Here is a 22,869-nt window from a genome sequence, read left to right on the forward strand (position 1 = left end):
GAACGTACACTCCACGTGCCCGGGGTGTCCGTTTACGCTCGAAGCACCGCACTCACAGGACCTTCAGGAAGGGCACCCCCCATGAGCACGCAGCCGCGCGGACCCGTCGACTCCTCCCGCATCCCGCGCTACGCGGGCCCGGCCACCTTCGCCCGGCTGCCCCGCCTCGACGAGGTCGGCTCCGCCGACGTCGCCGTCGTCGGCGTCCCCTTCGACTCCGGTGTGTCCTACCGCCCCGGCGCGCGCTTCGGCGGCAACGCCATCCGCGAGGCCTCCCGCCTGCTGCGCCCGTACAACCCGGCCCAGGACGCCTCCCCCTTCGCCCTGGCCCAGGTCGCCGACGCCGGCGACATCGCCGTGAACCCCTTCAACATCAACGAGGCGGTGGAGACCGTCGAGGCCGCCGCCGACGAGCTCCTCGCGGGCGGCTCCCGTCTGATGACCCTCGGCGGCGACCACACCATCGCCCTGCCGCTGCTCCGCTCGGTCGCCAAGAAGCACGGCCCGGTCGCCCTGCTCCACTTCGACGCCCACCTGGACACCTGGGACACCTACTTCGGCGCCGAGTACACCCACGGCACCCCGTTCCGCCGGGCCGTCGAGGAGGGCATCCTCGACACCGAGGCGCTCTCCCACGTCGGCACCCGCGGCCCGCTCTACGGCAAGCAGGACCTGGACGACGACGCCAAGATGGGCTTCGGCATCGTCACCTCCGCCGATGTCTACCGGCGCGGCGCCGACGAGGTCGCCGACCAGCTGCGGCAGCGCATCGGGGACCGCCCGCTGTACATCTCCATCGACATCGACGTGCTCGACCCGGCCCACGCGCCCGGCACCGGCACCCCCGAGGCGGGCGGCATGACCTCCCGCGAGCTGCTGGAGATCATCCGCGGCCTGTCCTCCTGCAACCTGGTTTCGGCCGACGTGGTCGAGGTCGCCCCGGCGTACGATCACGCCGAGATCACCTCGGTCGCGGCCTCGCACACCGCGTACGAGCTCACCACGATCATGTCGCGACAGATCGCGCAGGCGAAGGGCAAGTAAGCGAAGTGACGCACGACCACGACCTGGTACTCCGACCCACCGAAGCCCAGAAGGCGGCCGCCCTCGCGCCGCCGCCGGGCCGGACGGGCGGGGACCTGGTCGTGGAGACGCTCCGCGGCCTCGGCGCCACCACCGTCTTCGGCCTGCCGGGGCAGCACGCCCTCGCCCTCTTCGACGCCGTCGGCCGCTCCGACCTGCGCCTGGTGGGACTCCGTACGGAGAACAACGCGGGCTTCGCCGCCGACGCCTACGGCCGGATCACCGGCGAGGCCGCCCCGCTGCTGCTCTCCACCGGCCCGGGCGCGCTGATGGCCCTGCCCGCCCTGGCGGAGGCGGCCGCCGCCTCCGCGCCGGTCCTCGCGATCTCCTCACAGGTCCCGGTGGCGGGCCTGGGCGGCGGCCGGCGCGGCCATCTGCACGAGCTCCGCGACCAGGCGGCCTCCTTCCGGGAGGTGGTGAAGTCCGTCCACACGGTCCGCACCCCCTCCCAGATCCCCTCCGTGATCGCCGAGGCCTGGGAATCGGCGCTGAGCGCCCCGCACGGCCCGGTGTTCGTGGAGATCCCCGAGGACGTCCTCCAGGCCCCGACCCTGATCCCGCAGGTCACCGCCGTGGACGCGACCCCGCACGAGCTCGCCCCGCGGCCCGAGCTCACCGCGCTGGCCGCCCACTGGCTGGAGCAGGCCGTCCGGCCGGTGATCATCGCGGGCGGCGGGGTGGTCCGCGCGGACGCGGCCGGCAAGCTGAAGCAGCTCGCCGAGCGGCTCAACGCCCCCGTGGTCACCACCTTCGGCGGCAAGGGCGCCTTCCCCTGGACCCACCCGCTCTCCCTCCAGTCCTGGCTGGAGGACCGCCATATGACCGACTTCCTGGAGGACGCCGACGTCCTGCTGGTCGTCGGCTCCGGCCTCGGCGAGCTCTCCTCGAACTACCACACGTTCTTCCCCACCGGCCGGGTCGTCCAGATCGAGGCCGACCTCGGGAAACTGGAGTCCAACCACCCCGGCCTCGGCATCCACGCCGACGCCCGGCTCGCCCTCCAGGCCCTGCTGGAGACCGTGGACGAGCGCCCGGACCCCACCGCCCCCGAACGCGTCCGGCTGGTCCTCGACGAGATCGCCGCCCGCCTCGCCACCCAGGACCTGGACCGCGAGCAGCGGCTGCTCGGCTCGATCCGGGCCGCCCTGCCGGCCCGCTCCCCGTCCTTCTGGGACATGACGATCCTGTCCTACTGGGCCTGGTCCGCCTTCGACCCCAAGCACCCCAACACCATGCACTCCGCCCAAGGGGCCGGCGGCCTCGGCTACGCCTTCCCCGCCGCCCTCGGCGCCTGTGTCGCCGAACCCGGCACCCCCGTCCTGGCCGTCTCCGGCGACGGCGGAGCCATGTACTCCCTCGCCGACCTCGCCACCGCCCGCCAGCACGACCTGGACGTCACCTGGCTGATCGTGGACGACGGCGGCTACGGCATCCTCCGCTCCTACATGGACGCCGGCTACGGCCGCAGCACCGCCACCGAACTCGCCCGCCCCGACTTCGCTGCCCTCGCCGCCTCCTTCGGGATCCCGGCCACCACCAGCACCCCGGAGACCCTCCGCGAGGACCTCGCCGAAGCCCTCGCCGCCCCCGGCCCCTCGGTGGTCGTCCTCCCCACCACCCTCGACCTGTTCGCCCCCACCCACCTCTGACCCGCGCGGGCGCACCCCGCGCGCCCCCGCGCGCGCCCGCCCGATTGTTGCGGTGGGATGAAATCCGGGCCCGACCGCGTTGGGGGATGCGGCAGAGCAGGCATACGCGGGGAGGCAGCAGGTGGCGGCGGCAGAGAAGGCCGGGACAGAGCAGGGCTGGGGGAGGCGGCTGGCCTCCTACGCGTGGCGGTACAAGGCGAACGTACTCCTCGCCCTCGGATCCTCGCTCGCCGGAATGGCCGTCATGGCGGTGGTGCCCCTGGTCACCAAGGTCATCATCGACGACGTCATCGGGGACCACACCAGACCGATGGGCCCCTGGGCCGGCATGCTCATAGCCGCCGCCGTCCTCGTCTACGTCCTCACCTACGTCCGCCGCTACTACGGCGGCCGGCTCGCCCTCGACGTGCAGCACGACATGCGCACCGAGATGTACGACACCCTCGCCCGGCTCGACGGCCGGCGGCAGGACGAACTCTCCACCGGGCAGGTCGTCGGCCGCGCCACCAGCGACCTCCAGCTGATCCAGGGCCTGCTGTTCATGCTGCCCATGACCATCGGCAACTTCCTGCTCTTCGCGATGTCCCTGGGCATCATGCTGTGGCTGTCGCCGCTGCTCACCCTGGTGGCCCTGCTGATGGCCCCCGCCCTCTGGTTCATCGCCAAACGCAGCCGCCGCAAGCTGTTCCCCGCCACCTGGTACGCCCAGGGGCAGGCCGCCGCCGTCGCCGGAGTGGTGGACGGGGCCGTCACCGGGGTCCGCGTGGTCAAGGGCTTCGGCCAGGAGGAGCAGGAGACCGGCAAGCTCCGGGAGGCCGGCCGCCGGCTGTTCGCCGGACGGCTCCGCACCATCCGTCTGAACTCCCGCTACACCCCCGCCCTCCAGGCGGTCCCCGCCCTCGGCCAGGTCGCCATGCTGGGCCTCGGCGGCTGGATGGCCACCCGGGGCCAGGTCACCCTCGGCACCTTCGTCGCCTTCTCCACCTATCTGGCCCAGCTGGTCGGACCGGTCCGGATGCTCGCCGTGGTGCTGACCGTCGGCCAGCAGGCCCGGGCCGGCGTGGAACGCGTCGCCGAGCTCATCGACACCCGGCCCACCATGGCCGACGGCACCGTGGAGCTGCCCGCCGACGCCCCCGCCGGAGTCGAGTTCGACCGGGTCTCCTTCGGCTACGACCCGCAGCGGCCCGTCCTCGACGGCTTCTCGCTGACCATCGAACCCGGCGAGACCCTCGCCGTGGTCGGCGCCTCCGGCAGCGGCAAGTCCACCGTCTCGCTGCTGCTGCCCCGGTTCTACGACACCACCTCCGGCACCGTCCGGGTCGGCGGCCACGACGTCCGCGAGCTCACCCAGGACTCGCTGCGCGCCGCCATCGGACTGGTCCCCGAGGACTCCTTCCTGTTCTCCGACACCGTCCGCGCCAACGTGGCCTACGGCAACCCCGGCGCCACCGAGGAACAGATCCGGGCCGCCGCCCGCGCGGCCCGGGCCGACGGGTTCATCGAGGCCCTCCCGGCCGGCTGGGACACCAAGGTCGGCGAGCACGGGCTGACCCTCTCCGGCGGCCAGCGGCAGCGCATCGCGCTGGCCCGGGCCATCCTCACCGACCCCCGGCTGCTGCTCCTGGACGACGCCACCTCCGCCGTGGACGCCCGGGTGGAGCACGAGATCCACGAGGCCCTCCGCTCGGTGATGGCGGGCCGCACCACCCTGCTGATCGCGCACCGCCGCTCCACCCTGGCGCTGGCCGACCGGATCGCCGTACTCGACCGGGGCCGGCTCTCCGCGGTCGGCACCTACGCCGAGCTGGAGCGCGACTCCGCCCTGTTCCGGCGGCTGCTGACCGACCCGGACGCGCTCGCCGCCGGCTCCCCCCGCACCCCGGACCCGGCCCTGGAAGCGACGTCCGGCCTGGACTGCGAGCTGCTGGAGCGGGACCTGGAGCTGGAGGCGGAGATCGACGCCGAGCCGGTCAGCGCCAAGCGCCGGGTCCTCGACGAGATCACCCCCGAACTGTGGAAGCGCGGCGAGCGGGAGGCCGAGGCGGCCGCCGGGCCCGCCCTGCCGGCCGGCGGGCCCGCCGCCGGACCGCCGCACACCATGGCCGGGGCGGCCGGCGGGATGCCCGCCACCCCCGAACTCCTGGCCCAGGTGGCCGCGCTCCCGCCGGCCGAGGACACCCCCGGCGTCGACGAGGAGCGGGCCGCCGCCCCCGAGGAGAGCTACAACCTGCGCCGGCTGCTGCGCGGCTTCTGGGCCCCGCTCGCCATCAGCCTCGGGCTGGTCGCGGTGGACGCGGGCGCCGGCCTGCTGCTGCCGGTCCTGATCCGGTACGGCATCGACCAGGGCGTGCAGCAGCTCGCCCTCGCCGCCGTCTGGCTGGCCGCCGGACTCGCGCTGGCCGTGGTCCTCGCCCAGTGGGCGGCCCAGTTCGCCGAGACCCGGATGACCGGCCGGACCGGCGAGCGGGTCCTCTACTCGCTCCGCGTGAAGATCTTCGCCCAGCTCCAGCGGCTCGGCCTGGACTACTACGAACGCGAACTCACCGGCAAGATCATGACGAGGATGACCACCGATGTGGACGCCCTCTCCACGTTCCTCCAGACCGGCCTGGTCACCGCCGTGGTCTCGGTGTTCACCTTCTTCGGCATCCTGATCGCGCTGCTGGTCCTGGACGTCGAGCTGGCCCTGATCGTCTTCGCCACCCTGCCGCCGCTGGTCCTGGGCACCTACTACTTCCGCCGGAAGTCCGTCCAGGCCTACGAGCTGGCCCGGGACCGGGTCAGCCTGGTCAACGCCGACCTCCAGGAGTCCGTCTCCGGCCTCCGCATCGTCCAGGCCTTCCGCCGGGAGCGCTCCGGCGCCACCCGGTTCGCCGAGCGCAGCGACTCCTACCGGCAGGCCCGGGTCCGCGGCCAGTGGCTGATCTCCGTCTACTTCCCCTTCGTGCAGCTGCTGGCCTCGGTGGCCGCGGCCGCCGTGCTGATCGTCGGCGCCGGCCGGGTCGAGGCCGGCACCCTCACCACCGGCGCCCTGGTCGCCTACCTGCTCTACATCGACCTGTTCTTCGCCCCGGTCCAGCAGCTCTCCCAGGTCTTCGACGGATACCAGCAGGCCTCGGTCTCGCTGGGCCGGATCCAGGGCCTGCTGCGGGAGCCCACCAGCACCCCGCTGCCGCCGGAGCCCCGGAAGGTGCCCGCGCTCCGCGGCGAGATCGCCTTCGAGGACGTGCACTTCGCGTACGCCACCGCCGAGGAGCGCGGCGAGCCGGGGGAGGCGCTGTCCGGGATCGCCCTGAAGATCCCCGCCGGACAGACCGTGGCCTTCGTCGGCGAGACCGGCGCCGGCAAGTCCACCCTGGTCAAGCTGGTGGCCCGGTTCTACGACCCGACCTCCGGCCGGGTCACCGCCGACGGCCAGGACCTGCGCGAGCTCGACCTCACCGGCTACCGGCACCGGCTCGGCGTGGTCCCCCAGGAGGCCTACCTGTTCCCGGGCACGGTCCGGGACGCCATCGCCTACGGCCGGCCGGACGCGAGCGACGCCGAGGTGGAGGCCGCCGCCCGCGCGGTCGGCGCCCACGAGATGATCGCCACCCTGGACGGCGGCTATCTGCACACCGTCGCCGAACGCGGCCGCAACCTGTCGGCCGGCCAGCGCCAGCTGATCGCCCTGGCCCGCGCCGAACTCGTCGACCCGGACGTCCTGCTGCTGGACGAGGCCACCGCCGCCCTGGACCTGGCCACCGAGGCCCTGGTCAACCGGGCCACCGACCGGCTGGCCGGAAAGCGCACCACCCTGGTGGTGGCCCACCGGCTGACCACCGCGGCCCGCGCCGACCGGGTGGTGGTCATGGACCGCGGCCGGGTGGTGGAGGACGGCACGCACGCCGAGCTGCTGGCCCACGACGGCCGCTACGCCCGGCTGTGGCGCGCCTTCGTCGGCGAGGACGAGCGCGCGGCGGCCTGATCCGGCCACCTTCGGCCGCCTTCCCGGCCGAGCGGAACCAACCCCGGGGGCGCTGCGTCGTACGTACATGCGTACGGGCAGCCGTGCGCCGGGGGTGGTACGTACGACGCGAGGACCGACATCGGGGGGAACCGTGATCCACGGGGGCGGGACGGGACGGCCGGCCAGGGCGCTGGCCGCGCTGGCGGCGGTGCTGGGCATCGCCGCGGCGGGGCTGGTGACCGCCCCGTCCGCGCAGGCGGCGGGCGGCGGCTGCGCCGGACGGGTCGTCAAGACCCTGCCGTTCTCCACCGGTCAGGTCCGGGTGCACAAGACCCGCACCCACGTCTGCGCGGTCACCCTCCCGCGCCGGCCGTCCGCCGGACGCCAGCGGATGCTGGTGAGCGTCCAGCCGCGCGGCGGGGTCCCGGTGGTGGACAGCGGCCGGTTCACCCGGTTCGCCGGCCCGGTCTCGGTCTTCGCGCCCACCCGCTGTGTGTACGTTCGCGGGGAGGTCGGCACCGGCTCGGTCGCCTCTGGCTGGATCCTCTGCTGAACCCTCGGCCCAACCGGGTCTGTTCACCGGCCCGTTGACCCCAGTAGGTTCACGGCGACCACAGTGGACTCAAGGGGAGGGTGCATGCGCAAGGCACTCCGATGGCTGTTGTCGTTCGTGATGCTGATCGGCACCATGAGCGCGGCCGGATTCACGGCCTCGGCGGCCACCGCCGCCGGGCCCGGGAACGGCACGGACATCAAGGACCGGATCCTCGGGATACCGGGGATGAGCCTGATCGAGGAGAAGCCGTACACCGGCTACCGCTTCTTCGTACTGAACTACGAGCAGCCGGTGGATCACCGGAAGCCGTGGCAGGGCACCTTCAAGCAGCGGATCACCCTGCTGCACAAGGACACCAACCGCCCCACGGTCTTCTTCACCTCCGGCTACAACCTCAACACCAACCCGCGCCGCAGCGAGCCGACGACCATCGTCGACGGCAACCAGGTGTCGATGGAGTACCGCTTCTTCACCCCGTCCCGTCCGGCCCCGGCCGACTGGTCGAAGCTGGACATCTGGCAGGCCGCCAGCGACCAGCACCGGATCTTCACCGCCCTGAAGAAGGTCTACGCCAAGAAGTGGCTGGCCACCGGCGGCAGCAAGGGCGGCATGACCGCCACCTACTTCGAGCGCTTCTACCCCCGCGACATGGACGCCGTCGTCGCCTACGTGGCGCCGAACGACGTGGTCGACCGTGAGGACTCGGCCTACGACCGGTTCTTCAGGAAGGTCGGCACCAAGGAGTGCCGCGACAAGCTGAACGCGGTGCAGCGCGAGGCCCTGGTGCGCCGGGCCCCGCTGGAGGCCAGGTACGCGGCCGCGGCCGCCGAGAACGGCTGGACCTTCACCACCGTCGGCACCCTCGACAAGGCCTTCGAGGCCGTGGTCCTCGACTACGTGTGGGCGTTCTGGCAGTACAGCAAGCTGGCCGACTGCGAGGGCATCCCGGCCGTCGCCGCCACCGCCTCCGACCAGGAGATCTGGGACAGCATCGACGGCATCTCCGGCTTCTCGGCCTACTCCGACCAGGGCCTGGAGACCTACACCCCGTACTACTACCAGGCCGGCACCCAGCTCGGCTCGCCCGACATCAAGCAGCCCCACCTGGGCAACCTGAGCCGCTACGGCTACCAGCCGCCGCGCAACTTCGTCCCGGCCTCGATCCCCATGAAGTTCCAGCCCTGGGTGATGGCCGACGTGGACAACTGGGTGCGCAACAACGCCCACCAGATGCTCTTCGTCTACGGACAGAACGACCCGTGGGGCTCCGAGCCCTTCCGGCTCGGCTACGGCGCCCGGGACAGCTATGTGATGACCGCCCCCGGCGCCAACCACGGCGCCAACGTGGCGCAGCTGATGGAGGGTGAGAAGGCCCTCGCCACCGCGAAGATCCTGCAGTGGGCCGGGGTCGCCCCGGCCGCCGTCCAGGCCGACGCGCGGACGGCGAAGCCGCTCGCCAAGGCGGACGCGACCCTCGACCGCGTGGACCGCGAGCGGGAGCCGCAGCTGCGGCCGTAAGGGCCGGAGCCCCTCCGGGTCACGGGCCGGCGTGCCTGACGTACGCCAGCCCGTGGCCCAGCGGGTAGCGGCCCGGGACCGGCACCGGCAGCCGGCCCGAGGGCCGGACCGCACCGGTGAGCACCCGGGCGGCCGCCCGCAGTTCCACATCCGTCCAGGAGTAGGTGGCCAGCTCCGCCGCACAGTCCGGCAGCCGGGCCGGGTCGTAGGGGTTGCGGACCGCGACCAGCACCACCGGGACTCCGGTGGCCAGCAGTTCGGCCACCAGGGTCCGCTGCGGACTCTCCCCCTCCGGCACGTTGTACGTGCACACCAGCACCGCCGCGTGCCCCGGCGCGGCCGCCACCGCGCGGGCCGTGGGCACGGCCGTGGCCCGGCAGCCCAGCGCGGTCAGCTCGCGGGCCAGCACCGTGGTCGGCGGGCCGGTGGTGCCGCTGGGCGAGGCCGGGTCGGCGCCCGTCACCAGCAGGGCCGGCCGGGCGGCCGGGTCCAGCGGCAGCAGCCCCCGCGGATTGGCCAGCAGGGTGGTGGTGGCGGCCGCGATGGCGTCTGCGGCGGCCAGATGGGCGGGGATCCCGACCGCCGCGTCCACCACGGCGGCGGTGTCGGCCTCGGTGTCCGGGGCCGTGCCCGGGGCGGTGCCGGGGGCCGCGTCCGTGCCCGTGCCCGCGTCCGTGCCCGCGTCCTTGCCCTCCGCCAGGTCCGCGGGGATCAGGCCCCGGCGGGCCTTCAGCTCCAGGATCCGCAGCACCGACTCCGCGATCCGCTCCCGGGAGAGCTCGCCGGACTCCACGGCGGCCAGCACGCTGCGGTACGCCAGCGGCAGGTCCGGCGGGTTCAGCAGCTGGTCGCAGCCCGCCTTCAGGGCCAGCACCGGCACCCGCTCGTCCCCGTACTTCTGGCGGACCCCCGCCATGTCGAGGGCGTCCGTGACCACCACCCCCGTGAAGCCCAGGCGTTCACGGAGGATGCCCGTGACGATCGGCCGCGAGAGGGTCGCCGGATCGCCCGAGGGGTCCAGCGCCGGGAACACGATGTGCGCGGTCATCACCGCGTCCACCCCGGCCTCCACGGCCGCCCGGAACGGCGGCTCGTCCAGCTCCTCCCAGGCCTCCCGGCTGTGCCGCATCACCGGAAGCCCCACATGGCTGTCCGTCCCGGTGTCCCCGTGCCCGGGGAAGTGCTTGGCGGTGGCCGCCACCCCCGCGGCCTGGTAGCCGCGCACCTGCGCGGCGACGAACCCGGCGACCGCGGCCGGGTCCGAGCCGAAGGACCGTACGCCGATCACCGGATTGGCCGGATCCACGTTGACGTCGGCGACCGGCGCGTAGTCCTGCCGGATGCCCATCGCGGCCAGCTCGGTGCCGGCGATCCGGGCGGCCCGCCGGGCGGCCGCCGTGGAACCGCCCGCGCCCAGGGCCATCGCCCCCGGCAGCAGGGTGGCCGGCCGGCCGATCCGGGCGATGATCCCGTGCTCCTGGTCGGTGGACAGCAGCAGCGGGACCCCCGCCCCGCTGCCCCGGGCGGACCGCTGGAGCCCGGCCGACAGGGCGGCGATCTGGTGCGGGTCGCGGGTGTTGTGGGCCCAGCCGAAGTAGATGACCCCGCCCAGGTGGTAGCGGGCGACCAGCTCGGCCGCCGTCCGCACCCCGAACAGCGCCCGGTTCTGCTCGGCGTCCGCCGGGTCCGGGTCGGTGGCGGAATGCCCGTACGCCCGGGAGACGAACAACTGCCCGACCTGCTCGGCCAGGCTCATCCGGGCCACCAGCCGGCGCAGCGCGGCCCGTCCGGGGCCCGGGCCGCCCCCGGGACGGCCGGGAGCGCGGCCGTCGTCGCCCGGCCCGCCGGGGCCCGGCGCGGGGCTTCCGGCGCCGCCGGGGGACCCGTGGCCCCGGGAGGCGGCGGAGGCGACCCCGGTGGCCGCGACGGCGGCCAGGGCGGCCGCGGTGAGCAGGGACCGGCGGGAGGCTTGGTACGGCACGCGCCGGACCCTACTGCGGGGCCGCCGCCGGGTCCGGCCGGACACTCGGGAGGTCCCCCGGAAGGGGCGATACCCGCGGCCAGTGGTCCCGCAGGGTGCGGACGGCCTCGGTGATCGCCGGGCGGCGGGCGGCCCCGGTCCGCCACAGCGCGTACACCCGGCGCACCGGGTGCGGCCGCAGCGGCACGGCCACCGCCCCCGCGGGCAGCGGGCCGGTGCCCAGCCGGGGGACCACGGCCACCCCGAGCCCGGCCGCGACCAGGGCGACGATGGTGTGGTTCTCCTCCGCCACGTGCAGGATGTCCGGCTCGTGGCCTACCGCCCGCATGGTCCGCACCAGCCAGTCGTGGCATACCCGGCCGGGCGGCTGGCACACCCAGCGCTGGCCGGCCAGATCGGCCCGCCGCACCACCGGCCGAGCGGTGAAGGGATGCCCCTCGGGCACCACCAGATCGCAGGGGTCGTCTCCGATCACGGCCTGCTCCACGCCCTCGGGGGCGGGCAGCGGGGCGATGTCCCAGTCGTGCGCCACCGCCAGATCGGTCACCCCGCGGGCCACCAGGTCCACCGACAGGTGCGGGTCGACCTCGGTCAGCCGGACCTCCAGGGCGGGGTGCTCGCGGGCCAGTTCGGCCAGCACCCCCGGCAGCAGCCCGCGGGCCGCCGAGGCGAACGCGGCGACCGTCAGCAGTCCGCCGGGCCGCCCGCGGCGCTCCTCCAGGGTGGTCTCGGCGCGCTCCACGATGGCGAGCAGCTCCCGGGCGGCGTCGACCAGGTGGCGGGCCTCCTCGGTGAGGGCCACCCCGCGGCCGCGGCGCTCGGTGAGGGTGGTGCGGGTCTCCCGTTCCAGCTTGGCGATCTGCTGGGAGACGGCGGAGGGGGTGTAGCCGAGGGCGGCCGCCGCGCCCGCGACCGAACCGTGGACGGAGACGGCGTGCAGAGCGCGCAGCCGGGCGAGGTCGAGCATCCGTGAATCGTAAGCGTTGCTGCATCGAACCCGGAAGGGATCCGCGCTGGTGCTACATCGTCCTGGGGCCGATGCTCGGGACATGCGTCCCGTACACACCGCACTCGCCGTGCTCGTCGCCGCCGTCTGGGGTTTCAACTTCGTGGTCATCGAGATCGGTCTCGACCACTTCCCGCCGCTGCTGCTGTCCGCCCTCCGGTTCCTGGTCGCGGCCCTGCCTGCGGTGTTCTTCGTGGGGCGGCCCAAGGTGGCCTGGAAGTGGGTGCTGGGGGTCGGACTGGCCCTGGGCGTGGCCAAGTTCGGGCTGCTGTTCACGGGGATGGACGCCGGGATGCCGGCCGGGCTGTCCTCGCTGGTGCTCCAGGCCCAGGCGGTGTTCACGGCACTGTTCGCGGCGGTGGTGCTCCGGGAGCGGCCGGGGCCGGTGCGGGTGGCCGGGATGGCGGTGGCGCTGGCCGGGATCGGGGTGGCCGCGGCGGACGAGGGGGCCTCCGGGCCGGTGCTCGGGTTCCTCCTGGTGATCGCGGCGGCCGTCTGCTGGGGGGTGTCGAACGTGCTGACCCGCCGGGCCTCCCCGCCCGACGCGCTGAACTTCATGATCTGGGTGTGCACGGTGCCGGTCCTGCCGCTGCTGGCGCTGTCCCTGCTGCTGGAGGGCCCGGAGCGGGACCTGGCGGCGCTGCGGGCGCTGGACTGGTCGGGGCTGGGCGTGCTGGTGTACGTGGCCTGGGTGTCCACCGTGTTCGGGTTCGGCGCCTGGGGGTACCTGCTGCGCCGCTATCCGGCGAGTTCGGTGGCGCCGTTCTCGCTGCTGGTGCCGGTGTTCGGTATGTCCTCGGCGGCCCTGGTGCTGGGCGAGGGGGTGTCCGGGACGCGCTGGGTGGCGGCCCTGCTGCTGGTCGGCGGGGTGGCGCTGACCTCGCTGGCGCCGGGGCGGACGGGTGGCCGGACCCGGGTCAGCGCGGGGAGTTCTCCTGGAGCGGCAGCCGCCAGTCCTGTCCGGTCAGGGTGACCCCGTAGGAGCGGTGCGGCTTCTCGGCGGTGAGGGTGAACCCGGCGCGCAGGTAGAGGGAGCGGGCGGAGACCAGGACGTCGTTGGTCCAGAGCACCAGCTCGCGGTAGCCGACCGAACGGGCGAAGTCCACCACGGTGTCCACCAGCAGGGAGCCGATGCCGTGGCCGCGGCCCTCGGGGTCGACCAGCAGCAGCCGCAGCCGGGCGGTGCCGGGCGCCCCGTCCTCGCGTACGCACATCACCGAGCCGACCGGGCGGCCGGCCAGCTCGGCGATCCAGACCCGCTCCAGATAGGGGTCGTGGTCCTGGGCGAAGTCGGCGACGATCCGGGCCACCAGTCCCTCGAAGTCGCTGTTCCAGCCGTACTCGGCGGCGTAGAGCGCGCCGTGCCGCTGGACGATCCAGCCCAGGTCGCCCGGCTCCGGCTCGCGCAGCCGCACCGTGTCAGCGTCAGCCATGGCACGAATGGTAGGGGGCCCGAGGGGGGAGCGGGCCCCCGGACGGGCTACTTCTTGCCGCCGCCGAGGATCTGGCCGAGCAGGTCGCCGAGGCCGCCGGAACCCGGGGCGGCGGGGGAGGTGCCGGGGGCGGCCCCGGCCTGGGGGGCGCCGGCGCCCTTGCCGGAGGCGCGCTTGGCGAGGACGGCCAGCAGCACCGGGATGAGCAGTTCGATGACCCGGCTGATGGTCGGGGCCGGGATGCCGGTCTTCTTGGAGACCGCGTTGGCCACCGGCTTGCTCACCTTCGCGAGCACCCCCGCCATCATCCCGCCGCCCAGCAGGCCGCCGCCGAGGGTGGCCACCCCCTCCAGCGGGGGCTCGGAGACCTCCGCGAAGGCCGCCCGGACCTCCTGGCCGTCCTGGTCGTCGGTGCCGGCCCGCTCCTGGAGGCCGCCGGTCATGGCGCCGACCGTGGTGGCGACGGTGTCGCGGGCCCCGGCCGCGTCGGTGCCGAGGAGGGAGGCGATCTCGGTCAGCCGGTCGTCGCCGAGCTCGTGGAGGACGTCGTCCTGGAAGGAAGGTTCGCTCATGTCTGAAACGCTACTTCTGTGGCGTTTTCGCGGCACCTCGGATGCGGCCGGGGGGCCGCCAGGGTCACGAAAGAATAAATACCCGCCGGGCGTGCAACCGTAGGCGGGGGTCGGTGGTCATACGTTGCGTCGGCACTTCCGGGGAGGGATCCGGGGGGATCGGGAAGTCCCGACGAGGGAGGGGTAACCGTGAGGGGGTCCGGCCGCGAGGCCGGACCCCCTTCTGGTTTTCCACAGGCCACGGCGGGGTGTCGGCCGGGGGCGGTAACTTTCCAGGCATGTCGAACATGGCAGTGCTCGAAGGGGTTCTGGAGCGGATCACCTACGCCAACGAGGAGAGCGGTTACACCGTCGCCCGGGTGGACACCGGCCGCGGTGCCGGCGACCTCCTCACGGTCGTCGGGTCGCTGCTCGGCGCCCAGCCGGGCGAGTCCCTGCGGATGGAGGGCCGCTGGGGCTCCCACCCGCAGTACGGCAAGCAGTTCACCGTGGAGAACTACCGGACCGTGCTGCCCGCCACCATCCAGGGCATCCGCCGCTATCTGGGCTCCGGGCTGGTCAAGGGCATCGGCCCGGTGTTCGCCGACCGCATCACCCAGCACTTCGGCGAGGACACCCTCCAGATCATCGAGGACCAGCCCGGACGCCTGATCGAGGTGCCCGGCCTCGGCCCCAAGCGCACCAAGAAGATCGCGGAGGCCTGGGAGGAGCAGAAGGCCATCAAGGAGGTCATGGTCTTCCTCCAGGGGGTCGGGGTCTCGACCTCCATCGCCGTCCGCATCTACAAGAAGTACGGGGACGCCTCCATCTCGGTGGTCCGCAACCAGCCCTACCGGCTGGCGGCCGACGTCTGGGGCATCGGCTTCCTCACCGCCGACAAGATCGCCCAGTCCGTCGGCATCCCGCACGACAGCCCCGAGCGGGTCCAGGCCGGGCTGCAGTACGCCCTGTCCCAGTCCACCGACCAGGGCCACTGCTTCCTGCCCGAGGAACGGCTGATCGCGGACGGGGTGAAGCTCCTCCAGGTGGACACCGGGCTGGTCATCGAATGCCTGGCCGCCCTGGCCGCCGACCCGGAGGGCGTGGTCCGCGAACAGGTCCCCGACCCGCAGGGCGGCCCCCCGCTCACCGCCGTCTACCTGGTGCCCTTCCACCGGGCCGAGCTCTCCCTGGTCGGGCAGGTGCGCCGGCTGCTGAACGCCGAGGAGGACCGGATGCCCGCCTTCCGGGACGTGGCCTGGGACAAGGCGCTCGGCTGGCTGGCCGGCCGGACCGGAGCCGAACTCGCCCCGGAGCAGCGGGAGGCCGTGAAGCTCGCGCTGACCCGCCGGGTGGCGGTGCTCACCGGCGGACCCGGCTGCGGCAAGTCCTTCACCGTCCGCTCCATCGTGGAGCTGGCCCGGGCCAAGAAGGCCAAGGTGGTGCTGGCCGCCCCCACCGGCCGGGCCGCGAAACGCCTCTCGGAGCTCACCGGGGCCGAGGCCTCCACCGTGCACCGGCTGCTGGAGCTCAAGCCGGGCGGGGACGCGGCGTACGACCGGGAGCGGCCGCTGGACGCCGACCTGGTGGTGGTGGACGAGGCCTCCATGCTGGACCTGCTGCTGGCGAACAAGCTGGTCAAGGCGGTGGCGCCGGGGGCCCATCTGCTGCTGGTCGGGGATGTGGACCAGCTCCCCTCGGTGGGGGCCGGGGAGGTGCTGCGGGACCTGCTGGCCGAGGGCGGGCCGGTGCCCGCCGTCCGGCTGACCCGGATCTTCCGGCAGGCCCAGCAGTCCGGGGTGGTCACCAACGCCCACCGGATCAACACCGGACTGCCCCCGCTCACCGACGGGCTCCCGGACTTCTTCCTGTTCCCCGAGGAGGACACCGAGGAGGCCGGACGGCTCACCGTGGACGTGGCCGCCCGTCGAATTCCGGCCAGATTCGGCCTGGACCCCCGCCGGGACATCCAGGTCCTCGCCCCCATGCACCGAGGCCCGGCCGGAGCCGGTCACCTCAACGGCCTGCTCCAGGAGGCCGTCACCCCGGCCCGCCCGCAGCTGCCCGAGAAGCGGTTCGGCGGCCGGGTGTTCCGGGTGGGGGACAAGGTCACCCAGATCCGCAACAACTACGAGAAGGGCGCCAACGGGGTCTTCAACGGCACCGTCGGGGTGGTCACCGCCCTCGACCTGGACGAGCAGACGCTGACTGTCCGGACCGACGAAGACGAGGAGGTGGGTTACGAGTTCGCCGAGCTGGACGAGCTGGCCCACGCCTATGCCGTCACCATCCACCGTTCCCAGGGGAGTGAATACCCGGCTGTGGTGATCCCGGTCACCACCGGGGCTTGGATGATGCTCCAGCGGAACCTCCTGTACACGGCGGTGACCAGGGCGAAGAAACTGGTCGTCCTGGTGGGCTCCCGCAAGGCCCTGGCCCAGGCTGTGCGTACGGTTTCCGCAGGCCGGAGGTACACCGCCGTGGCCCCTAGGCTGTCCGGCCGTATACCGGTGGGAAACATCACCTAGGGTTTCCGCAACCGGGGCGGAGGGGGCAGGATGGGCGGGTTGGCGGCACTGAGTGCCGTCGGAAGCACCAAAGGCCGACCCCGAGTGCACCATCCTGCGCCAAATGGGGGAAGGTAGAGGCAGTCAGGGCACCTCGAAGAAGAGGCACTACGTCGGTGAGGGATGACGTGAGCGACAACTCTGTAGTACTGCGGTACGCGGACGGCGAATACACCTACCCGGTGGTCGACAGCACCGTCGGTGACAAGGGCTTCGACATCTCGAAGCTCCGGGCCCAGACCGGGCTGGTCACCCTGGACAGTGGCTACGGGAACACGGCCGCCTATAAATCCGGGATCACGTACCTCGACGGTGAGCAGGGCATCCTGCGCTACCGCGGCTACCCGATCGAGCAGCTGGCCGAGCGTTCGACCTTCATCGAGGTCGCGTACCTGCTGATCAACGGCGAGCTGCCGACCGTCGACCAGCTCGCGTCCTTCCGCAACGAGATCACCCAGCACACGCTGCTGCACGAGGACGTCAAGCGGTTCTACGACGGCTTCCCGCGCGACGCGCACCCGATGGCCATGCTGTCCTCGGTGGTCAGCGCGCTGTCCACCTTCTACCAGGACAGCCACAACCCGTTCGACGAGAAGCAGCGCCACCTCTCGACGATCCGGCTGCTCGCCAAGCTCCCGACCATCGCCGCGTACGCGTACAAGAAGTCGGTCGGCCACCCGGTGGTCTACCCGCGCAACGACCTCGGGTACGTCGAGAACTTCCTGCGCATGACCTTCTCCGTGCCGGCCCAGGAGTACGAGCTCGACCCGGTCGTGGTCAACGCGCTCGACAAGCTGCTGATCCTGCACGCGGACCACGAGCAGAACTGCTCGACCTCCACGGTCCGTCTGGTCGGCTCCTCGCAGGCGAACATGTTCGCCTCGATCTCGGCCGGCATCAGCGCCCTGTGGGGCCCCCTGCACGGTGGCGCCAACCAGTCGGTGCTGGAGATGCTGGAGGGCATCCAGGCCTCCGGCGGCGACGTGGACAGCTTCATCCGCAAGGTGAAGAACAAGGAGGACGGCGTCCGCCTGATGGGCTTCGGGCACCGCGTCTACAAGAGCTTCGACCCCCGGGCGAAGATCATCAAGGCGGCGGCGCACGACGTCCTCTCGGCCCTCGGCAAGTCCGACGAGCTGCTGGACATCGCCCTCAAGCTGGAAGAGCACGCGCTGGCCGACGAGTACTTCGTCGAGCGCAACCTCTACCCCAACGTGGACTTCTACACCGGTCTGATCTACCGGGCCATGGGCTTCCCGACCGAGATGTTCACCGTGCTGTTCGCGCTCGGCCGGCTCCCCGGCTGGATCGCCCAGTGGCACGAGATGATCAAGGAGCCGGGTTCCCGCATCGGCCGCCCGCGCCAGATCTACACCGGCGAGGTCCTGCGCGACTTCGTCCCGGTCGAGGCCCGCTAGCCACCGGGCAGGCCGGCCCCAGGGCAGAGAAAAGCGCCCCGCCGTCGATCCCCCCACGGGTCGACGGTCGGGGCGCTTTCCGTTTCCCCGGTACGGATTCCCCCCACGGGATCCGAGCCGAGGCGTTCGGTGGTCTGCCGGGACCCGTACGTGTCGGGTGGGCCGCTCAAAGCTTCCCGTGGGCACGTGTCCCGGCCTGCTGGTGCCCGGTCGTCCCCCAGGACTTCCGTCAAACGTCCCCCAAGACGTTCCTGGCACTGCCCCATTAGACCCGCGCCGACCCCGGATGGTTACGTTGCCATCACTGTGATCTGCGTCTCCCGTGAAGGACCTGTGTGCAACCGGCGAAGGAGATCCACTACCGGAACCCGCGCAGCCGCAGGCTGTTGGTCACCACGAACACCGAGGAGAAGGCCATGGCGGCCCCGGCGATCATGGGGTTGAGGAGGCCGAGGGCGGCGAGCGGAAGGGCGGCCAGGTTGTAGCCGAAGGCCCAGAAGAGGTTGCCCTTGATGGTGCTGAGGGTGCGTCGGGCGAGCCGGATGGCGTCGGTGGCGGTGCGGAGGTCACCGTGCACCAGGGTGAGGTCGGCGGCCTCGATGGCGGCGTCGGTGCCGGTGCCCATGGCGATGCCGAGGTCGGCCTGGGCGAGGGCGGCGGCGTCGTTGACCCCGTCGCCGACCATGGCGACGCTGCGGCCCTGGGCCTGGAGGGTCCGGACGGTCTCTGCCTTGTCCTGGGGCAGGACCTCGGCGATCACCTGGTCGATGCCGACCTGGTCGGCGATATGGCGGGCGACGGTCCGGTTGTCGCCGGTGAGGAGGACCGGGGTGAGCCCGAGGGCGCGCAGGGCGGTGACGGCTTCGGCGCTGGTGTCCTTCACGGCGTCGGCGACTTCGAGTACGGCCCGGGCGGTGCCGTCCACGGCGACCAGTACGGCGGTGGAGCCGGCGGCCTCCGCGGTGCCGCGGGCGGTGTCCAGGCGGGGCGGCAGGAGGATGCCGCGCTCGTCGAGGAGCCGGGCCCGGCCGACGAGGACGCGGTGTCCGTCGACGGTGCCCTGGACGCCGAGCCCGGGGAGGTTGCCGAAGTCCTCGGGGACGGGCAGCGGGCCGGTGCGCTCGGCGGCGGCGGTGGCGACGGCGCGGGCGATGGGGTGTTCGGAGGAGTTCTCCAGGGCGCCGGCCAGCCGCAGGACCTCGTCCTCCTCGCCGGGGGCGTCGGTGCCGGGGTGGTCGGTGTGGGTGGCGAGCAGGGTCATCCGGCCGGTGGTGACGGTGCCGGTCTTGTCGAGGAGGACGGTGTCCACGCGGCGGGTGGACTCCAGGACCTCGGGTCCCCTGATGAGGATGCCGAGTTGGGCGCCGCGCCCGGTGCCGACCATCAGGGCGGTGGGAGTGGCCAGTCCGAGGGCGCAGGGGCAGGCGATGATCAGGACGGCGACCGCGGCGGTGAAGGCGGCGGTGGGGTCGTCGGTGGTCAGCAGCCAGACGGTCCAGGTGCCCAGGGCGATGAGGAGCACGGCGGGGACGAAGACCCCGGAGATCCGGTCGGCGAGGCGCTGGACCTGGGCCTTGCCGTTCTGGGCGTCCTCGACGAGCCGGGCGATGCGGGCGAGTTGGGTGTCGGCGCCGACGCGGGTGGCCTCGACCAGCAGCCGGCCCCCGGCGTTGAGGGTGGCGCCGGTGACGGGGTCGCCGACCGTGACCTCGACGGGGGTGGACTCGCCGGTGAGGAGCGAGGCGTCGATGGCGGAGGAACCTTCGAGGACGGTGCCGTCGGTGGCGACCTTCTCTCCGGGGCGGACCACGAACCGGTCCCCGACGGCCAGTTCGGAGACCGGTATCCGCACCTCGGCGCCCCCGCGCAGTACGGCCACGTCCTTGGCGCCGAGGTCGAGCAGGGCGCGCAGGGCGGCGCCGGCCTTCCTCTTGGAGCGGGCCTCCAGATAGCGGCCGAGGAGGATGAAGGTGATCACTCCGGCGGCGACTTCGAGGTAGACGGTGCCCGCTCCGTCGGCGCGGGTCGCGGTGAGGTCGAACCCGTGCCGCATGCCGGGCTCGCCGGCGTGCCCGAAGAACAGGGCCCACAGCGACCAGGCGAACGCGGCCAGGGTGCCGATCGAGACCAGGGTGTCCATGGTCGCGGCACCGTGCCGGGCGTTCGTCCAGGCGGCCCGGTGGAAGGGCAGTCCGCCCCAGACCACCACCGGGGCGGCCAGGGTCAGCGAGAGCCACTGCCAGTTGTCGAACTGGAGGGCCGGGACCATCGCGAGCAGCACCACCGGCGCGCTGAGGACGGCGCAGACCAGCAGCCGCTGCCGGAGCGCGGCGGTCTCCGGGTCGCCGTCCGGACCGGTCCCGGCCGTCCCGGCGGCGCCGGTGGTCCGCCCGGTCCCGGGGGCCGGGCCGGGGGCGGGCGGTGCCGGCGGCGGGGGCTCGGCCGCCGTGTAGCCGGTCCGCTCCACGGTGGCGATCAGGTCGGCGACCCCGGTGTCCCCGCTGACGGACACCCTGGCCCTCTCGGTGGCGTAGTTCACCGAGGCGGTGACCCCGTCCATCCGGTTGAGTTTCTTCTCGATCCGGGCTGCGCAGGAGGCGCAGGTCATCCCGCCGATCGTCAGCTCCACCTCGCGGGTGCTGCTCATGGTCCGGCTCCAGAGAGAGGGCCGGGCCGTACCGGACCAGTGGCTACTGGCCGGCACGGCCCGGCGGGGCACTGCGGAAGAGGGCGGTGCGGGGGGTCAGGCGCGGCCGGCCAGCTCGTACCCGGCCTCGTCGACAGCGGCGCGCACCGCCTCCTCGTCGAGGGGGGCGGCGGAGACCACGGTGACCTCGCCGGTGGCGGCGACGGCCTTGACCGAGCTGACGCCGGGGAGGGCGGAGATCTCGGTGGTCACCGCGCCCTCGCAGTGCCCGCAGGTCATGCCGGTCACCCGGTAGACGGTGGTGGTCTGGGTGTCCGTCTCGGCGGTCATGTCGTTCTCCTCTTCGGGGCGTCTGTCGTCGGTCGTCGGCCGGCCGGGCGTGCGCTCCCGCACTCCACGGTCCACCCGTCAAGAAGAGACTATACCCCTAGGGGGTATAAGTCGGGGGGAGGTCGGGCCCTTCGCGGTGGACAGGTGCCCAGAATCGTACGTAAATGGCGCGTATGGCGCATGTGGGCACCCTGATCGTGATCATGTCCATCGCGGTGCTCGCGCCGCTCCTGGCATACGGACTGTCCCGCTGGGCGGCCGTACCGCTGGTCATCTTCGAGATCCTGCTCGGGATCCTGGTGGGCCCCGACGTCCTCGGCTGGGCGACGACCGGCGAGGTCGTGGACGTCCTCTCGGAGCTGGGCCTGGCCATGCTGATCTTCCTCGCCGGATACGAGATCCAGTTCGACCGGATCAGGGGCGACACCCTCAGACGGGCCGGCTGGGCCTGGGGCGCGGCCCTGGTGCTCGGCCTGGTGGCCGGACTGCTGCTGGCCCGCGGCGGCTTCGAGAAGGGGGTCTACATCGGCACCGCGCTCACCAGCACCGCCCTCGGCACGATCCTGCCCGTCCTGCGCGACTCCGGGGACCTCAAGGGCCGGTTCGGGTCGGTGATGATGGCCTTCGGGGCGGTGGGCGAGTTCGGGCCCATCATCGCCATGGCCCTGCTGCTCAGCGGCCGCGCCCCGCTGCAGTCGGCCGTACTGCTCGTGGTGTTCGCGCTGCTCACCGGGCTGGCGGTGTTCTGGGCCCTGCGGCCCAAGGCCACCTGGTTCTCCGGGGTCATCGCGAAGACCCTGCACAGCAGCGGACAGTTCGCGGTGCGGTTGGTGGTCCTGATGCTCGTCCTGATGCTGGGACTGGCCGAGCTGCTCGGGCTCGACGTCCTGCTCGGCGCCTTCGCGGCCGGACTGATCACCCGGCTGGTCCTGCACGGGGCGGCGCCCGAGAGCAGCGAGACCGTGCTGTCCAAGGTGGAGGCGATGGGCTTCGGCTTCCTGGTCCCGCTGTTCTTCGTGGTCACCGGCATCGAGTTCGACCTGGACGCGCTGCTGGCCGGCGGCCGGACCCTGCTGCTGCTCCCGGTGTTCCTGCTGCTGTTCCTGCTGGTCCGCGGGCTGCCGGTGTGGCTGCTGGCGCCCCGGGACCTGGACCGGCCGGCCCGGGGCGCGCTCTCGCTGTTCTCCGCGACCGCGCTGCCGCTGGTGGTCGCGATCACCACGCTGGGGGTGGACGGCGGGGTGCTGGGCTCCGGGGAGGCGGCGGCGCTGGTCGGCGCCGGAATGCTGTCCGTGCTGGTCTTCCCGCTGGTGGGGCTGCGGCTGCGGGGCGGTGCCGACCGGGCCGGAGGGGACCGGGCGGGAACGGACCGGGCGGGAAGGGACCGGGCGGGAAGGGACCGGGCCGGGCGGGTCAGGGGGCAGTCGGAGTCGTGGTGAGCATCGGCTCCAGATAGCGCAGCAGCACGGTCTTCAGCTCGGCCACGTACGCGGCCCGATCCTCGCCCTCGCTGGCGAGGATCAGGTCCAGCGAGGACTTGAAGATGCCCAGGATCATATGGGCGGTCAGTTCCAGCTCCGTGTCCGAGGAGTCGGGGCAGAAGCCCCGCAGGACGCCCTCCACGCGGGTCAGCAGGCCGCCGTGGAGGCTCTCGTGGCCCTGGGCCACCCCGGGGACCCCGGAGCCGTGCATCAGGGCCCAGAAGGCCGGGTTCTCGCAGTTGAAGGCGATCACCGGGTCGAGGACCGCGTCCAGCAGCTCCGGCAGCGGTTTCCGGAGGTTTTCCGGGAGGAAGGCGCGGCCGTGGGTCTCGTGCGCCCGCTGGAGCAGCTGGCCGCCCAGCTCCACCGCGATGGCCTCCTTGTTCGGGAAGAACTGGTAGAGGGTGCCCGGCGAGACGCCCGCCTCCTTGGCGATGGAGTTGGTGCTCGCGGCGGCGTAGCCGCTCCGGCAGAACACCCCGGCGGCGGCCTCCAGGAGCTGGGCGATCCGGCGCTCGCCGCGGGCCTGGCGGCGCGGCGCGGCGGCCTTGGCGGCCGGCTTCTCCTGGGGCACGGCGCATCCCTTCCTTCCCAAGGGTGATTGACAAACGCGAGAGCTCGCTCGCATTCTGGGTGAACGCGAGCGACTGCTCGTGTTTGCCAGTGTATTCCGACTGGCAATCACGGTGAAGGGGAC

15 protein-coding genes and 1 pseudogene are annotated in these 22,869 nt (G+C 73.0%); 9 read left to right on the forward strand and 7 right to left on the reverse strand.

The genetic code is table 11. The features are described from left to right. Positions 1–81: 81 nt before the first annotated feature. From speB to ACZ50K_RS32150, 5 genes are all read left to right on the forward strand, one after another. Positions 82–1,044, forward strand: coding sequence for an agmatinase (speB, locus tag ACZ50K_RS32130; RefSeq protein WP_468909639.1), 963 nt, complete (start codon positions 82–84; stop codon positions 1,042–1,044). Positions 1,045–1,049: 5 nt separating this feature from the next. Continuing rightward, on the forward strand, positions 1,050–2,732 hold the full coding sequence (locus ACZ50K_RS32135) for a thiamine pyrophosphate-binding protein (protein ID WP_468909642.1): 1,683 nt from the start codon (positions 1,050–1,052) through the stop codon (positions 2,730–2,732). 121 nt (positions 2,733–2,853) lie between these two features. Continuing rightward, on the forward strand, positions 2,854–6,702 hold the full coding sequence (locus tag ACZ50K_RS32140; protein WP_468909645.1) for an ABC transporter ATP-binding protein: 3,849 nt from the start codon (positions 2,854–2,856) through the stop codon (positions 6,700–6,702). Between the two features lie 133 nt (positions 6,703–6,835). Continuing rightward, a complete protein-coding gene (locus ACZ50K_RS32145) occupies positions 6,836–7,237 on the forward strand; it encodes a hypothetical protein (RefSeq protein ID WP_468909648.1) in 402 nt (133 codons plus the stop codon). 84 nt (positions 7,238–7,321) lie between these two features. Then, positions 7,322–8,758: a S28 family serine protease gene (locus ACZ50K_RS32150; RefSeq protein WP_468909651.1), complete on the forward strand. Its 1,437-nt coding sequence runs from the start codon at positions 7,322–7,324 to the stop codon at positions 8,756–8,758. Between the two features lie 19 nt (positions 8,759–8,777). On the opposite strand, the gene ACZ50K_RS32155 is transcribed toward ACZ50K_RS32150, so the two are convergent. Next, entirely contained in the window at positions 8,778–10,739 is a 1,962-nt protein-coding gene (locus tag ACZ50K_RS32155) for a glycoside hydrolase family 3 protein (protein ID WP_468909654.1), read from the reverse strand. Positions 10,740–10,749: 10 nt separating this feature from the next. Then, a complete protein-coding gene (locus ACZ50K_RS32160; RefSeq protein WP_468909657.1) occupies positions 10,750–11,706 on the reverse strand; it encodes a LysR family transcriptional regulator in 957 nt (318 codons plus the stop codon). 82 nt (positions 11,707–11,788) lie between these two features. Between ACZ50K_RS32160 and ACZ50K_RS32165 the strand changes: the two genes are divergently transcribed. Next, positions 11,789–12,718 carry an EamA family transporter gene (locus tag ACZ50K_RS32165; RefSeq protein WP_468909659.1) on the forward strand — a complete coding sequence of 310 codons (930 nt, stop codon included), beginning with the start codon at positions 11,789–11,791 and terminating at the stop codon, positions 12,716–12,718. Here the strand turns inward: ACZ50K_RS32165 and ACZ50K_RS32170 are convergent. Next, a pseudogene (locus tag ACZ50K_RS32170) lies at positions 12,663–13,244 on the reverse strand (GNAT family N-acetyltransferase); the annotation flags it as partial. The gene ACZ50K_RS32165 and the pseudogene ACZ50K_RS32170 overlap by 56 nt on opposite strands. Beyond that, entirely contained in the window at positions 13,226–13,750 is a 525-nt protein-coding gene (locus ACZ50K_RS32175; RefSeq protein ID WP_468909662.1) for a DUF937 domain-containing protein, read from the reverse strand. The pseudogene ACZ50K_RS32170 and the gene ACZ50K_RS32175, both read right to left, overlap by 19 nt. A 278-nt stretch (positions 13,751–14,028) precedes the next feature. Between ACZ50K_RS32175 and recD2 the strand changes: the two genes are divergently transcribed. Next, positions 14,029–16,257 carry an SF1B family DNA helicase RecD2 gene (gene recD2 / locus ACZ50K_RS32180; protein WP_468909665.1) on the forward strand — a complete coding sequence of 743 codons (2,229 nt, stop codon included), beginning with the start codon at positions 14,029–14,031 and terminating at the stop codon, positions 16,255–16,257. A gap of 167 nt (positions 16,258–16,424) precedes the next feature. Then, positions 16,425–17,714 carry a citrate synthase gene (locus tag ACZ50K_RS32185; RefSeq protein WP_468909668.1) on the forward strand — a complete coding sequence of 430 codons (1,290 nt, stop codon included), beginning with the start codon at positions 16,425–16,427 and terminating at the stop codon, positions 17,712–17,714. 358 nt (positions 17,715–18,072) lie between these two features. On the opposite strand, the gene ACZ50K_RS32190 is transcribed toward ACZ50K_RS32185, so the two are convergent. Together ACZ50K_RS32190 and ACZ50K_RS32195 are read right to left on the reverse strand one after the other, a co-directional pair. Next, a complete protein-coding gene (locus tag ACZ50K_RS32190; RefSeq protein WP_468909671.1) occupies positions 18,073–20,361 on the reverse strand; it encodes a heavy metal translocating P-type ATPase in 2,289 nt (762 codons plus the stop codon). A gap of 96 nt (positions 20,362–20,457) precedes the next feature. Further along, positions 20,458–20,691 carry a heavy-metal-associated domain-containing protein gene (locus ACZ50K_RS32195; protein ID WP_468909674.1) on the reverse strand — a complete coding sequence of 78 codons (234 nt, stop codon included), beginning with the start codon at positions 20,689–20,691 and terminating at the stop codon, positions 20,458–20,460. A gap of 173 nt (positions 20,692–20,864) precedes the next feature. On the opposite strand from ACZ50K_RS32195, the gene ACZ50K_RS32200 reads away from it, so the two are divergent. Continuing rightward, the gene (locus ACZ50K_RS32200; RefSeq protein WP_468909763.1) at positions 20,865–22,130 is read left to right on the forward strand and encodes a cation:proton antiporter; all 1,266 of its coding nucleotides are present in this window, start codon (positions 20,865–20,867) and stop codon (positions 22,128–22,130) included. Here ACZ50K_RS32200 and ACZ50K_RS32205 read toward each other — a convergent pair. After that, complete coding sequence (locus ACZ50K_RS32205) at positions 22,105–22,746, reverse strand: TetR family transcriptional regulator (protein WP_468909677.1); 642 nt, start codon at positions 22,744–22,746, stop codon at positions 22,105–22,107. The genes ACZ50K_RS32200 and ACZ50K_RS32205 overlap by 26 nt on opposite strands. Positions 22,747–22,869: the final 123 nt, after the last annotated feature.

The sequence above is a fragment of the Streptomyces sp. NPDC033845 genome (genome assembly GCF_055576225.1).